The 13984-nt window shown below is 32.4% G+C and carries 12 protein-coding genes and 3 pseudogenes; 11 read left to right on the top strand and 4 right to left on the bottom strand.

What is annotated here, in order from left to right; translation table 11 throughout:
• From BIY23_RS01905 to BIY23_RS01895, 3 genes and pseudogenes are all read left to right on the top strand, one after another.
• Nucleotides 1–312, top strand: a pseudogene (locus BIY23_RS01905) (2-nitropropane dioxygenase); the annotation flags it as partial.
• Between the two features lie 235 nt (nt 313–547).
• Nucleotides 548–3088 carry an alanine--tRNA ligase gene (gene alaS, locus BIY23_RS01900; protein ID WP_070064884.1) on the top strand — a complete coding sequence of 847 codons (2541 nt, stop codon included), beginning with the start codon at nt 548–550 and terminating at the stop codon, nt 3086–3088.
• Complete coding sequence (locus tag BIY23_RS01895) at nt 3075–4262, top strand: CCA tRNA nucleotidyltransferase (RefSeq protein ID WP_148115206.1); 1188 nt, start codon at nt 3075–3077, stop codon at nt 4260–4262. Before alaS ends, BIY23_RS01895 begins: the two co-directional genes overlap by 14 nt.
• A 24-nt stretch (nt 4263–4286) precedes the next feature.
• Here BIY23_RS01895 and grxD read toward each other — a convergent pair whose 3' ends face one another.
• Entirely contained in the window at nt 4287–4619 is a 333-nt protein-coding gene (gene grxD / locus BIY23_RS01890) for a Grx4 family monothiol glutaredoxin (protein ID WP_070064883.1), read from the bottom strand.
• Between the two features lie 64 nt (nt 4620–4683).
• Between grxD and BIY23_RS01885 the strand changes: the two genes are divergently transcribed.
• On the top strand, nt 4684–5655 hold the full coding sequence (locus tag BIY23_RS01885; protein WP_070064882.1) for an LD-carboxypeptidase: 972 nt from the start codon (nt 4684–4686) through the stop codon (nt 5653–5655).
• 44 nt (nt 5656–5699) lie between these two features.
• Here BIY23_RS01885 and BIY23_RS01880 read toward each other — a convergent pair whose 3' ends face one another.
• Nucleotides 5700–7202 (bottom strand): acyl-CoA carboxylase subunit beta, encoded by a 1503-nt coding sequence (locus BIY23_RS01880; RefSeq protein WP_070064881.1) that lies wholly within the window; start codon nt 7200–7202, stop codon nt 5700–5702.
• A gap of 268 nt (nt 7203–7470) precedes the next feature.
• Between BIY23_RS01880 and BIY23_RS01875 the strand changes: the two genes are divergently transcribed.
• From BIY23_RS01875 to BIY23_RS01860, 5 genes are all read left to right on the top strand, one after another.
• A complete protein-coding gene (locus BIY23_RS01875) occupies nt 7471–8175 on the top strand; it encodes an ankyrin repeat domain-containing protein (RefSeq protein WP_081326520.1) in 705 nt (234 codons plus the stop codon).
• A 5-nt stretch (nt 8176–8180) separates the two neighbouring features.
• On the top strand, nt 8181–8522 hold the full coding sequence (locus BIY23_RS01870; RefSeq protein WP_070064879.1) for an ankyrin repeat domain-containing protein: 342 nt from the start codon (nt 8181–8183) through the stop codon (nt 8520–8522).
• A 109-nt stretch (nt 8523–8631) separates the two neighbouring features.
• Nucleotides 8632–8769, top strand: a complete 138-nt coding sequence (locus BIY23_RS05205; RefSeq protein ID WP_186820135.1) for a hypothetical protein — start codon at nt 8632–8634, stop codon at nt 8767–8769.
• Nucleotides 8770–8865: 96 nt separating this feature from the next.
• Nucleotides 8866–9189 (top strand): ankyrin repeat domain-containing protein, encoded by a 324-nt coding sequence (locus BIY23_RS01865; protein WP_261722495.1) that lies wholly within the window; start codon nt 8866–8868, stop codon nt 9187–9189.
• An 11-nt stretch (nt 9190–9200) separates the two neighbouring features.
• The gene (locus BIY23_RS01860; RefSeq protein ID WP_070064877.1) at nt 9201–9674 is read left to right on the top strand and encodes a hypothetical protein; all 474 of its coding nucleotides are present in this window, start codon (nt 9201–9203) and stop codon (nt 9672–9674) included.
• Between the two features lie 131 nt (nt 9675–9805).
• Here the strand turns inward: BIY23_RS01860 and BIY23_RS01855 are convergent.
• Nucleotides 9806–10181: pseudogene (locus BIY23_RS01855) on the bottom strand (succinate dehydrogenase/fumarate reductase flavoprotein subunit); the annotation flags it as partial.
• 168 nt (nt 10182–10349) lie between these two features.
• Between BIY23_RS01855 and BIY23_RS05415 the strand changes: the two are divergent.
• Nucleotides 10350–10636, top strand: a pseudogene (locus tag BIY23_RS05415) (ribonuclease H family protein); the annotation flags it as partial.
• Nucleotides 10637–10772: 136 nt separating this feature from the next.
• The gene (locus BIY23_RS01850; protein ID WP_070064875.1) at nt 10773–11984 is read left to right on the top strand and encodes an ankyrin repeat domain-containing protein; all 1212 of its coding nucleotides are present in this window, start codon (nt 10773–10775) and stop codon (nt 11982–11984) included.
• 167 nt (nt 11985–12151) lie between these two features.
• Here BIY23_RS01850 and sdhA read toward each other — a convergent pair whose 3' ends face one another.
• On the bottom strand, nt 12152–13948 hold the full coding sequence (sdhA, locus tag BIY23_RS01845; protein ID WP_070064874.1) for a succinate dehydrogenase flavoprotein subunit: 1797 nt from the start codon (nt 13946–13948) through the stop codon (nt 12152–12154).
• Nucleotides 13949–13984 lie beyond the last annotated feature (36 nt).

Raw genomic sequence — 13984 nt, 5'->3', positions numbered from 1 at the left:
GACTTTCCTATCATTCCTGTGCGTGCTATTGCTAATAAAGCAAGCAATGATTTTATGAATCACCAAAAAGAAATTATCAATCAATACCAACTCAACAAAATATCCAAAACTGAAGCGCAACTTGAAATAGAAAAATTCTGGGCCGGTGCATTAAGAAGGGCAGTGATTGAGGGAGATATTGAAACAGGTTCTCTGATGGCTGGACAAAGTGTAGGTATGGTTGATGGAGAAAAACCAGTTAAAGATATCATCGATATGCTTATTACACAAGCAAAGAAACATATCGAGAATACATCACAAACCTTAACTTAATAGAAAAAATAAAGATAGATTATAATGCTACAATACACAAAATAATAGATCTTTTGCGAAACAGCAAATTATTGCAAAAGCGTAAAAATGTATCTTTTTAATAAAATAATTCTTGTTTTAAAAGCTATCCAACTTAATAGTTTTTTGGATCCCAAATAAACTAATGTAGTAAAAATGAATCTATTGATAAACTAAGTTTGGCAACATATTATTAATAACCAGATTAAATAAAATTATGAAACTCAATGAAATCAGAGCAAAATTTTTAAAATTTTTTATAGAAAATAATCATCGGCTTGTTTCATCTTCTCTGTTAATTCCAGAGCATGATCCAACACTAATGTTTACAAATGCTGGAATGGTGCAATTTAAAAATATATTTACTGGCAAACAACAAACTGATATGAAACGTGCTGTTTCAAGTCAAAAATGTCTAAGAGTAGGTGGTAAACACAATGATCTAGAAACAGTAGGTTATACAAGTCGTCACCATACATTTTTTGAAATGTTAGGTAATTTCAGTTTTGGTGATTATTTTAAGGAAACTGCAATAGAACTTGCATGGAATTTTATTACCCAAGAATTATCACTTGATAAAAACAGATTATCTATCACTGTTTACCATACTGACGATGAGGCATATGAAATATGGCGTAAGATTAGTGGCCTAGCAGATGAAAAAATTATTAGAATTGCAACAGATGATAACTTTTGGAGTATGGGTAATACAGGCCCTTGTGGTCCATGCTCTGAAATATTTTACGATACAGATTTGAACAGTGACGATAAAGTCGTAGAAATCTGGAATTTAGTCTTTATGGAATTCGATAAAGATGCAGAAGGCAATTTGCATGCATTACCAAAGAAATGCATTGATACAGGGATGGGGTTAGAAAGGATTACCGCAGTGCTACAGAATGTATACGATAATTATGATACAGACTTTTTTACTGCAATAATTAGTCACATTCAAAAATATTGTACAAGTAAAGTAGCACATAGGATAATTGCAGATCATATGCGTGCAGCTGCATTTCTCATTGCAGAGGGGGTATTACCTGGCAATGAAGGCAGAAACTACATATTACGCAGATTGATTAGAAGAGCAGTACGTTATCTTGGGTATGATGATCCTATATTACATCGGATTTTCCCAGTTTTAATAGATAGTACTAGTCCGGCTTTTATGGGGGATATCTATCCGGAATTATTGAGAGCAAAAAATCTCATAGAAACTACTTTAAAAGCAGAAGAGGAAAACTTTAAAGATACACTGACAAAAGGTATACATATGTTAGAAAAATATACTGCGGATCTGAACCCAGGTGATACTTTATCTGGAGAATTAGCATTCAAATTATATGATACATATGGATTTCCTATAGATATTACATTGGATATCTTAAAAGAAAAAAAAATAAATTTTGATCACAGAGGTTTTAACAACGCAATGCAGACGCAAAAAGCACGTAGTAAATGGTCTGGATCTGGTGAAAAATCTGTAGACCAATTATGGTTTAATTTTGCTGATAAATTTGGTAATACAAAATTTATTGGCTATGAGAATGATGAAATTGGCGATGCAAAAGTATTAAATATTATTTCAATGGAAAATGAAATTATTAACGCAGCACACGTAGGAAATAAAGTAATTATCATACTTGATAAAACTCCTTTTTATGCAGAATCTGGTGGCCAACTTGGGGATACTGGTACTATTCTAAATGCTGTAAATAATAATGTAGCCATAGTAGAAAATACACACAAAGTTAATGGTTTACATTTACATCAATGCATTATCAAATCAGGATCAATCCATGAGGGTGATGTTGTTGTAGCAAGTATTAATAAAGATAAAAGAGAGAATTTATGTAGAAATCATACAGCTACACATTTGTTGCATTTTGCTTTAAGAAATGTTCTAGGTAATCAAGTTACTCAAAAAGGCTCCTTAGTTGCACCAGATAGATTAAGATTTGATTTTAGTTATAGTACGCAAGTAAATTATAACCAGTTATGCTTAATAGAAAATATAGTCAATAATTTAATCAGAGCAAACCATACTACATCTACAAAAATCCAAAATATGGACCAAGCAATAAATGAAGGTGCTATAGCGCTTTTTGGTGAAAAATATAGTGATCAAGTCAGAGTTGTGAATGTTGGTAGTAGCAGAGAATTGTGTGGTGGAACACATGTACAACGTACAGGAGAAATAGGACTGTTTAAAATAGTTACAGAATGTTCTATTGCATTTGGAGTTAGGAGAATTGAGGCTTTTACAGGACAAGAAGCTATAAATTATATACGTAATAATGAAACTACTTTAAAACAAATCGCAGAACATTTGAAAGCGCCAGTAAATGATATAATAAATCGCTTAACTATTTTAAATCAAGAACGTAAAAAATTCGAAGCTAAAATAAAAAGCTTACATAAAAGAGTTGTAAATCTAGAAAACATTAAACACACTACAATCAATGGCATAAACTTTTTGAGCAATGCTTTTGTAGATATTCCAGCAGATATAATAAGGGAATTGATTTTACGCAATCGTGAATTGCATACAGTTATAGTATATACTACTACTGAAGACAACAAGAACATTTTAATTGTAAAAATCAGTAAAGACTTAACCAGTATAATGAGTGCAAAAGAGCTGGTAGCTAATATAATTGGTAAAAGCTGTGGAGGTAATGCTGAACTTGCACAAGCAGGCTATCATCATAGTGACCCTATTACGTCTATCTATAATTATTTACATGATAAAATTTGATAACCTCATAATTACTGCTATAGAAAAATTCGGTGGTAAAGTAAGGTTTGTTGGTGGATGTGTAAGAGATGCAATTTTAGGACGAGAGATTCACGACGTTGATTTAGCAACTTCCTTATTGCCAGATCAAGTTATAAAAGCATTAGAATGCTACAATATAAAGGCCCTTCCAACCGGAATAAAACATGGTACCATAACTGCAGTACTGAATAACCAGTCTTGTGAAATTACAACATTAAGACGTGACATTAAATGTGACGGTAGACACGCAGAAGTCAAATTTACTGATAGTTGGCAAGAAGATGCATCACGGCGTGATTTCACATTTAACGCATTGTATGCAGACAAATATAATAATATATATGATTACTTCTGTGGTATTGAGGATTTAAAAGCACGTAGATTAAACTTTGTTGGTAATGCAGAAAATAGAATTAAAGAAGACTACTTACGTATTCTCAGAGCATTCCGTTTTCATGCAAAAATATGTGTTGGTAATTTAGATAGTAAAATATTGGAAGTATGCAGTAAATATTCGCATGCAATCCGCAGTCTTTCTGGTGAAAGAATAAGGGAGGAAATATTTAAATTACTGCAATGTAGCAACCCCTCTCCTACGCTAGAAAGCATGCAAAAATCTGGTGTATTACATGAAATCATTCCAAAAGAAGTAGATTGTACAATATTGTCTTCAGAACTTTGCTCTATAATTCATATTGAAGCACTAGTAAAATTAGCACTGCTTCTTAGAACAACTAATGATTACAATATTGGAGAATATATAAGTGGATTTTTACGTTTCTCATGTAAGCAAAAGAATAAGTTGTTATTCTTGATGTCTCACAATATAAAATTAGAACTTTCAGAACAAGAACAAAAGCAATATATATCCTTATTTGGGAATGAACTGTATTGTGATTTAATAAAAGTGTGTGGTGTTGAATCATCTAAAAGTAGAGATACAATAGAACAATATATTGCTTTTGCTAATACATTTATCATACCTCAATTTCCATTATCTGGCAATGACTTAATAGATATAGGATATCAACCAGGAAAAAATTTAGGCAGAAGCTTGCAATTAATAAAGAAACAGTGGGAAAACAGTAACTACACCTTAACAAGAAACGAGCTCATCCTCTCTGCTAAGGAATTAATAAATAATAATGAATAACCGCGGTTTTTTGCTAAAACTTTTTTAGCTAACAATACCTTCTTTCTGTAATAAAGCTCGCAGTTCACCATTTAAGTACATTTCTTTAACAATATCACAACCACCAATAAACTCCTGCTTGATGTATAGTTGTGGAATTGTTGGCCAATCAGAATATTTTTTTATGGCTTCACGTACCACATCATCCTCTAGCACATTTACACATTTGAACTTTACATTTAATTTTTTCAAAATTGATGATACAACGTTAGAGAAACCACATTGTGGAAAATCTGAAGTACCCTTCATATATAATATAACATTATTTTCTTTTATGTCTTGCTCAATTTTCCCTATAATTTGCTCAAACTCATCCATAACATAAGTAAAATAGTAATTTTATTTAGTATTTATTATGAAAATTAAAATGTAAAGTAATTTTATGTATCCAATTGTCTTATTCTTTTTGTGTGTTATGTGGGTTGATATATCTGCATTAGATAAAGTTGATATTATTGCTCCTTCTTCCAAAGGAAAAAAACAAAATCTGATTCTTATAAAAAAATATATAGAAAAGCTGAATTTAAAAGCTCACATTTCAGAAAAAATATACAGCAATAATAATTTATTCTATTCCAACTCTGATAAATTTAGAGCAGATGATTTAATTAATGCACTAATTGATGACAGTCGAATAATCTGGTGCATAAGGGGTGGGAAAGGTGCTTCACGTCTCATTCCTTATTTAGAAAAATTACCTGATAGCCAAAAAAAGAAAATTGCTCAAAATAAAAAGATCTTTATAGGATACAGTGATAACACCGTACTACATCTTTATTTACAGATGAAATTTGATTGGCAGACTATTCATGGTACTACACTGGAACAGATAGTAAATGAAAAGGTTGATCAAGGTTCTGTTGATAAATTAACTGCATTAATCCTTGGTACACAGCATTCAATAAAATTGAATAATTTAAAGCTTATTAATAATCAACTAAAAAGCCAGAGTTTAAAATCTAAGATTATTGGTGGAAACATGACTTTAGTTGAAAATAGTATAGGAACTACATGGCAGGTAGACGCAAAAAGTAAAATTCTATTTTTAGAAGACGTAGGGGTGTACCCATATGAGATGGAGCGAAGCTTGGATCACATGAAACAGGCCAATATTCTTGATAAAGTAGACGCAGTAATTTTTGGTGACTTCACCAAGTCTGACAATAGTGCTTTAACAGAAATTGTAAAAAAAAGATTTGCTCAAAGCGTTGATTTTCCAGTATTTACAATATCAGGCATAGGACATGGATATGTAAACGATCCTTTACCACTTAACTGTCGAACAGTTATTAAAGTAGAAAAACCAGAAGAAGGCTTATTTTCCATGGAAATTAACTTCCATAATTCAGCTTAAATTCACTTTGACATTATTTTACCGTTCAAGCAAATGTAGCAAATCTATAAAGGCAAATTATCATGCTTTTTCCATGGTTTGACCATTTGCTTATTCTTTAATATTTCCAGAGCTTTATATATAAAATATCTACTCTTGCTTGGTGTGATTACATCATCAATGTAACCATAAGATGCAGCAAATAATGGATTAGCAAATTTTTCTTTATATTCTTTGATTAATTGTTGTTGATCATTCTTATGACGAAATATAATTTCTACAGCGCTTTCAGGACCCATTACAGCTATTTCAGCAGTTGGCCATGCATAATTTATATCACCATTTAAATTCTTAGAATTCATGACAATATACGCTCCACCATATGCTTTCCTGGTAATCACGCTAATCTTTGGTATCGTTGCTTCAGCATAAGCATAAAGTAATTTTGCTCCGTGCTGTATTACGTTATTATATTCTTGATGTGTGCCAGGCAAAAACCCAGGAACATCAATTAATGTAATAAGTGGAATATTAAATGCATCACAAAATCTTACAAATCTTGCAGCTTTTCTTGAAGAGTCAATATCTAGACATCCAGCAAGATGCATAGGTTGATTTGCAACTATACCAACTATATAACCACCAATTTTACCAAACCCAATTATTATATTGCGCGCAAAATCAGATTTTAATTCAAAAAACTTTCTTTCATCACATATTTTTTCAATAAGCTCATACATATCATAAGGAGTGTTTGGATTAACAGGAATCAAAGTATTTAAAGATTCATCATGATATTCTACTGGATCATTACTAGGTATAAATCTTGGCGATTCTTGATTATTTAATGGCAAAAAATTAAAAAACTCACGTACTTTCAATAACATTTCAACATCATTGTTAAATGCACAATCTGCTACACCTGTCTTACTTGTATGAATTTTACTTCCGCCAAGAGTTTCATGATCTACATCTTCATGAGTAACCTTTTTGACAACATCTGGACCGGTAATAAACATATATGAGCTATTTTTTACCATAAAAGTAAAATCAGTGAGTGCAGGTGAGTAAACAGCACCACCGGCACATGGTCCCATAATTAAAGATATTTGAGGTATTACACCAGATGCGTCAACATTTCTCTTGAAAACTTCTCCATAACCTGCAAGGGCATTAACACCCTCTTGAATTCTTGCTCCTCCAGAATCATTTAGCCCAATTATTGGAACTTTTGTATTAATTGCCATGTCAATCACTTTGCATATTTTTTTTGCATGTGCTGCACCAAGTGATCCACCAAAAACTGTAAAGTCTTGTGCGTACACAAACACTTTTCTGCCTAAAATAGTACCATGTCCAGTAACTACTCCATCACCAAAAAAATTGATATTTTCCATACCAAAATCATTTACGTTATGCTTAACAAATTTATCATATTCTATAAATGAATCTAAATCTAATAATACACTTAATCTTTCCCTAGCAGTGAGTTTACCTTTTGCATGTTGCGTATCAATCCTTTTATTACCCCCTCCTTTCTCAGCTTCTGATATTAATTTTTCCAGCATGATATTATCTTAAATTCAATGAATAAAATTATATACTACTTAATCGTAGTTAAAAAGAGCTCTTTTGAGAGATTGTGTGTATACAAATCGTTCTGGGTATGCGTTTTACAAAAATTATTAAAAAAGTATTAACATACTATCACATTATTAATATAATATCACATAGTAAATGATTGAACATTGTAAGTAACGTTATCATCAGTATACTAAGTTTAATACAATTTTATTGTGGAGAATTATGTTAACGTATTCTGCAGATTAGAAACAGATATTAGAAAATCTAGATCAGGATCACTCTTTAAACAAAGACAATATCATTAGAAAACTTCAGGAAAGGTTACAAAAAGTAAACCCAACAGTATGTAAACACTGGGAAAGAAATCACTATGATTTAGATTATACATTTAGAGTTGGATACTTAGACTATACGTTATTATATCTCTCTGTACGATTCAACTGTGTGAGTATAGTAAAAATTCTATTAGATATAGGAGCTAACATTAACGTGTTAGAAGAATTAGAATTAGGCGCTACTGTACTAAATTACGCAGCTATGGATGAAAGTACAGAAATATTAGAACTTTTGCTCAATAGTGATATTAATAATGAGAATATTGGAAAGGCTCTAATATTTGCTGCTTGCAGCAACAAAATTAAAACGGTAGAAGTTTTACTGCAAGAAGACATAAATGTATCATATTTAGGAAATGCTAGACACGTTACAATTCATAATAGGATTAGGGATCTTATTCAAGAAAGACTGACAAGAAAAGAAGATGATAATTATGAAATAAACCACAGATTAAACAAAGCTTTTATCAAAGAGAGGAAATATGTTGTGTTTTATGAAAATTTAGAGGAAATTTTATGCAAACTAAATAGAAAAGAAAATTTAGATATCAGTAAGATAATTAATGAAATAAAAAATCACTGCAAAGATATGATAAATGGCAAAGGCATTTCTATAATTTAAGTAATTTGTATGATAAAAATGTATTAAATTTTGCAGCTCAAATAGGATGTTCAAATATAACAAAAATTTTATTTGAGTATCTAAATGCAAACGAAAAAGATTTATTCTATGCTGCTAAATGTGGTAATCTAGGGATTGTACAAGCTATATTAAATAAAGAAGTTAATAATTACAATTTAAATTGTGCTCTACGTTATGCTGCTTCATATTGTAACATAGAGGTGACTGAGTATCTTTTAAAAAATGGAGCATGTAATGGCAATACCGCTTTACATGATGCAGCCGAATATGGTCACGCAGAAATAGTACAATTACTAATTCCAAAAGCAGAGAAGACAGATATATAGAAAGCTTTAGTACTGGCTGCCAAAGGAGGATTTTCAGAAAGTGTAGAGAAATATTACTCAAGACTCTCCTTCGCTTGATATTAATTATAAAGCAGAAATACATGTACCAATGACAGAATATAATTTAGATTATTTTTATGATTTTAATAACAAAAAATCATATATGAGAAGAACTACAGCCTTATCTGCAGCTGTGGTATCCAGTGATCTCAAAACTGTGGAAATACTTTTCAAGGCTGGAGCTTAGATTAATTTTCAGTTAGAAGTTATCGAAGAAATAAAGGGACTGGCTGTCAGAGGAAGCAATATAATCACTACAACAAGAATAGTACAAGCACTACATTTGGCTATTATGACTCATGATCCAAAATGCATAAAAATATTATTAGATTATGGAGCTAACGTTAATGCAGAAGTAATCACATCGTATGATTATGATAATAGTAAAAGCAAAAAAATGTCTTCATTACATCTGGCTATTGGTCAGCATTATGAAGTAGATCTTCCCAATTATTATTCAGAGGTAGTGTATATTTTGCTTAAAGCAGGAGCAAATCCTTTATGCAGTGATAATAATAGTATCACTGCATTGCAACGAGCAAGAGATTTAGTTGAAGAATTGATCAATCAGGTTACTATGGTACCACTCCTCGAAAATGCAGAATAAAGTATCATAAATTGCTTGAACTAAAAAGAAAGCTATTTACAAGATTTTATAATGATCTCCATACTGATGAAAAAAGTGACACACATTATAGGTTTATAAATAAGATTAATGGGTTTTATTGTGGTAAACAGATTAGAGATCAAATTAGAGATCCAGATGTTAAATTGGCATCAATTAATGATCCTCTGAAGACTGATATCTTACGGTATCTTAATTGCTATTATATAAACCGTTTGTTAAAAGCTTATTTTGGAGAGCCCATATGGTATGGCGCTGAAGTGGAACAAATCATAGAGGATCATATTGATATTGATAGTGAAGACAAAGAGTTATCTCAGCACATAGTAAAGGCTGTAGTTAAATTTATAGATCAGTATCAAACCGTAGATCACTATTCAGCATCTACTAGTACAATAGCAAGTGGTCCTAGTACATCTATGGAAGAACCTAGCACCATAGCAAGTAGTCTTAGTACATCTGAATAACCTAGCACCGTAGAATCTTTAGCTAAATATACCAAGCGAACGAAAATGTAGAGATGTTTTCATAGTAAAATCGTTACCATTTCGCAAACGATCTACTGGTTTCTTGTTTATACAATAGGGCTTTATTTTAATTAATACATTCTCTTTTCAGGAGGAATAAATTGTATATCGCTGTTAAGAGTTTATAGTCAATTTTTACATTAAATTTTCTATCAACCCAAGCCAAAGTATGCTTTATCCAATTTGCGTCATCACGTTCATGGAAATCTTCACGAACATGTACTCCCCTACTCTCTTCTCTATTAGCTGCATATTCCATTGTAATTACTGCTTGTGGAAGCATATTAGCAAGCTCTAAAGCTTCAACCAAATTACTATTCCATATCATACTACGATTTTCTACTGTAACATCAGACATCATTTTTGCAACTTTTTTATAGCTTTTTTGCCTTCTATTAATGTTTCAGATACACGAAATACAGATGCATATTGCTGTAAAATTTGCTGCTTACAGTAACAAATTTGAAACAGTAAAAGTTTGACTACAACATATAATAACAGATACCTTATACATTTTCATATTCATGAGTGATTACGTATGTCCAATTTATAACAGGTTATGCTAACTACCTCTGATAAAGATATCAATTAGTATCTGCAGCTATTGTTTTCTAATTAAACGATTTAAAAAAGTTAACTATACATAATAGGGAAACTTTATATAATAAAATAATTTCAGTAGCAAAATATGGTATAGGGATAACAAGTGTAGATGAAATAAATCTGTACAACATATTAATGGCCACGAAACTTGCAATAAAGCGTGCGTTAATAATTAGATCTAGATTATGTCTTAGTTGATGGTAATCAACCACCTACGTTAAAATGTCAGATCAAGTCTATGATTAATGGTGATAATATCAGTAGCTACAGCTTCAATAATTGCAAAAGTTACCAGAGATTAACTTATGCAGACATTACACTACAAGCACTCAGAATATAATTGGTAAAATGGTATGGTACAAAAGATGCCATCAATTTTACTACCTTGTGAGCGTGTGATACACTAAGCTTTAACAATGTGATAGGAGGTTGTTTATGTTTACTGATAATACTGGTTTTTTCAATTTCAATAGTTCTAGTAATTCTATAAATAGATTAAATAGATTACGTGATTTAATAGAAAAGGCAGCAGATGTTAATGCTGTTAATTGTTTTCGCAAAACTTTGTTGCATCACGCTGCACAAATGGGTTCTATAAAGATGGTACGTGATTTAATAGCAAAGGGAGCGAATGTTAATGCTGTTGATCATCTTGGATGGACTCCGTTGCGTTACGCTGTACGAAGATGTGCTATAAAGGTATCACGTGATTTAATAGCAAATGGAGCAGATGTTAATGCTGTTGATGATCATGATGATAATAGTGATAGATCGAATCTGTTGCATTACGCTGCACAAAGGGGTTTTATAGAGATAGTACCTGATTTAATAGCAAATGGAGCAGATGTTAATGCTGTTGATGTTAATGGATTAACTCCGTTGCATTACGCTGCACGATATGGTCATATAGAGATAGTACGTGATTTAATAGCAAATGGAGCATATGTTAATGCTGTTGATGGATTAACTCCGTTGCATTACGCTGCACAAGGGGGTTTTATAGAGATAGCACGTTATTTAATAGCAAATGGAGTAGATGTTAATGCTGTTGATGTTAATGGATTAACTCCGTTGCATTACGGATTAACTCCGTTGCATTACGCTGCACGAAATAATCGTATAGATACAGTACGGTGCCTAATAGCAAGTTTACTTAATTTATTTAATCATATTCCTTTACAACATAAAACTATACAAGATAGTAATATAGATATAATACGTTTAAAAGAACATATTAATGACGCAAGTAATAATGGAGTTACGTCTATTACGTCTATAGTGAATCCTTTATTAAGGAATAAAGATGGTAGAACCCCAAGAGATGTAGCGACAGAAAGCAATGTAAGGCCAGACATTATAGAGCTGCTAGAAGACGTGGAAAGGTATTATATAGTAGCAAGAGCGTATTATAGAGTAGAACTAAAACAACTACAACTACCACCAAAGATGCATATACCTCGTGATGTGCTTTTAGATATACTGGATTTTTCTAATATTAAGGAGTTACATAATTGCCATAGTGCTTTATCTAAATCAAGTTTTACAATCCATACTAAAAAGCCTTGTACATCTATAGAAAAACCTAGTGCATCTAGAATCTTTGATCGAACATATCAAGCAGATGAAAATGTAAGAGTACTTTCATAGAAAATTGCTGAAGACTCCTTAGATGGAGCTTATGATTTGTGAAATGCCTATGCACACGATCAACAAGTTTCCTGCTGATCAGGAAGCTTGTTGAGAACACCATTAGTTTGGCTTTGTTAAAACAAGAAAAAACTTTTATCTATTTTTTCGTTTCTTATAGCTCTTAATTAATAAATTCTCTTTTCAGGAGGAATAAATTCTATATCGCTGCTAAGAGTTTTATCAGATACTTTCTTATAGTCAATTTTTACATTAAATTTTCTACCAATCCAAGCTAAAGTATGTTTCATCCAATTTGCATCATCACGTTCAGGAAAATCTTCACGAGCATGTGCTCCTCTGCTCTCTTTTCTATTGGCTGCACACTCCATAGTAATTACTGCTTGTGGAATCATATTAGTAAGTTCCAAAGCTTCAACCAAGTTGCTATTCCATATCATACTGCGGTCTTCCACTGAAATATCAGACATCATTTCTGCAACTTTTTTTATAGCTTGGGTGCCCTCTGTTAATGTTTCAGACACACGAAATACTGATGCATATTTCTGCATAGTGTTTTGCATTTGGTTACGTATTTGTGAAACTCTCAGTTTACCAGAAGCAAATCGCATTTTATTGAATTTATCAATAATCCAGTCTGTATGATCTTTACTGAATTTTTTATGCGGGACACCTGGTTTAATAGTATCTTGTGTCCTAAGTGCAGCAGCTCTACCAAATACTATTAAATCAAGTAAAGAATTAGAACCGAGACGGTTTGCTCCATGTACAGAAACACATGCAGCTTCACCAATAGCAAATAGACCTCTTACCGCTTCTTCCTGTCCATTTTTTAGAGTTATTACTTCTCCATGGTAATTAGTTGGAATTCCTCCCATAGTATAATGAACAGTAGGAATAACAGGTATTGGATCTTTTGTAACATCCACTCCAGCAAAAGTTTTTGCAGTTTCACTAATTCCAGGTAACCTCAGTTTTATTACCTCAGGATCAAGGTGAGCAATAGTCAAGTACACATGGTCTTTTTTTGGTCCCACTCCCCTTCCCTTTCTAATCTCAGTTGTAATAGCACGGCTTACTACATCACGTGAGGCCAGATCTTTTGCCTTTGGAGTATAATGTTCCATAAATCTTTCGCCTTGAGAATTTATTAAATAACCACCTTCACCACGACATCCTTCAGTAATTAAACATCCAGCACCATATATTCCTGTTGGATGAAATTGTACAAATTCCATATCTTCAAGAGGTAGTCCTGCTCTTACTACCATCCCGTTACCATCTCCAGTGCATGTATATGCGCTTGTTGCAGAAAAATAAATACGTCCATATCCACCTGTTGCAAGAACGACAGCATGTGCCCAAAACCTATGTAGAGTACCATCACACAATGACCAAGCAAAAACTCCACAACATGATCCTGTATTATGGTCCATAATAAGATCAATAACGAAATATTCCACAAAGAACTCTGTACCGAATTTTAGACATTGTTGATACAAAGTATGGAGAATTGCATGTCCAGTTTTATCAGATGCTGCACAAGTACGTTGAGCAGATTTTCCTTTGCCAAAATGAGTGGTCATCCCTCCGAAAGAACGCTGGTATATCTTCCCATCTTCAGTACGTGAAAAGGGTACACCAAAATTTTCAAGTTCAATAACAGCCTTTGCTGCATTTTTACACATATATTCTATTGCGTCTTGATCTCCTAGCCAATCTGATCCTTTTATAGTATCATATGCATGCCATCTCCAATCATCCTCAGTAATATTACAGAGTGCTGCACTAATTCCTCCTTGTGCTGCAACTGTATGGCTACGAGTAGGGAAAATTTTAGATACACATGCCACTGAAAAACCAGCGGCATTCATGCCCAGCGTAGCACGTAGACCTGCTCCACCAGCACCCACTACCACTATATCATACTCATGGTCTATTATTTCATATGCTAACTTATCCATATTCCGTAATTCAAATCTATAACATACTATAAAGTT

This window comes from Wolbachia pipientis, from assembly GCF_001752665.1.
In the GTDB taxonomy this organism is placed as follows: domain Bacteria; phylum Pseudomonadota; class Alphaproteobacteria; order Rickettsiales; family Anaplasmataceae; genus Wolbachia; species Wolbachia pipientis_A.
This window is presented reverse-complemented; position numbering and strand designations above follow the sequence as displayed.

Bases quoted from the DNA above. Each gene is read 5' to 3' on its own strand.
- alaS (WP_070064884.1), top strand. From the start codon at position 548: ATGAAACTCAATGAAATCAGAGCAAAATTTTTAAAATTTTTTATAGAA.
- BIY23_RS01895 (WP_148115206.1), top strand. From the start codon at position 3,075: ATGATAAAATTTGATAACCTCATAATTACTGCTATAGAAAAATTCGGT.
- grxD (WP_070064883.1), bottom strand. From the start codon at position 4,619: ATGGATGAGTTTGAGCAAATTATAGGGAAAATTGAGCAAGACATAAAA.
- BIY23_RS01885 (WP_070064882.1), top strand. From the start codon at position 4,684: ATGTATCCAATTGTCTTATTCTTTTTGTGTGTTATGTGGGTTGATATA.
- BIY23_RS01880 (WP_070064881.1), bottom strand. From the start codon at position 7,202: ATGCTGGAAAAATTAATATCAGAAGCTGAGAAAGGAGGGGGTAATAAA.
- BIY23_RS05205 (WP_186820135.1), top strand. From the start codon at position 8,632: ATGACAGAATATAATTTAGATTATTTTTATGATTTTAATAACAAAAAA.
- BIY23_RS01850 (WP_070064875.1), top strand. From the start codon at position 10,773: ATGTTTACTGATAATACTGGTTTTTTCAATTTCAATAGTTCTAGTAAT.
- sdhA (WP_070064874.1), bottom strand. From the start codon at position 13,948: ATGGATAAGTTAGCATATGAAATAATAGACCATGAGTATGATATAGTG.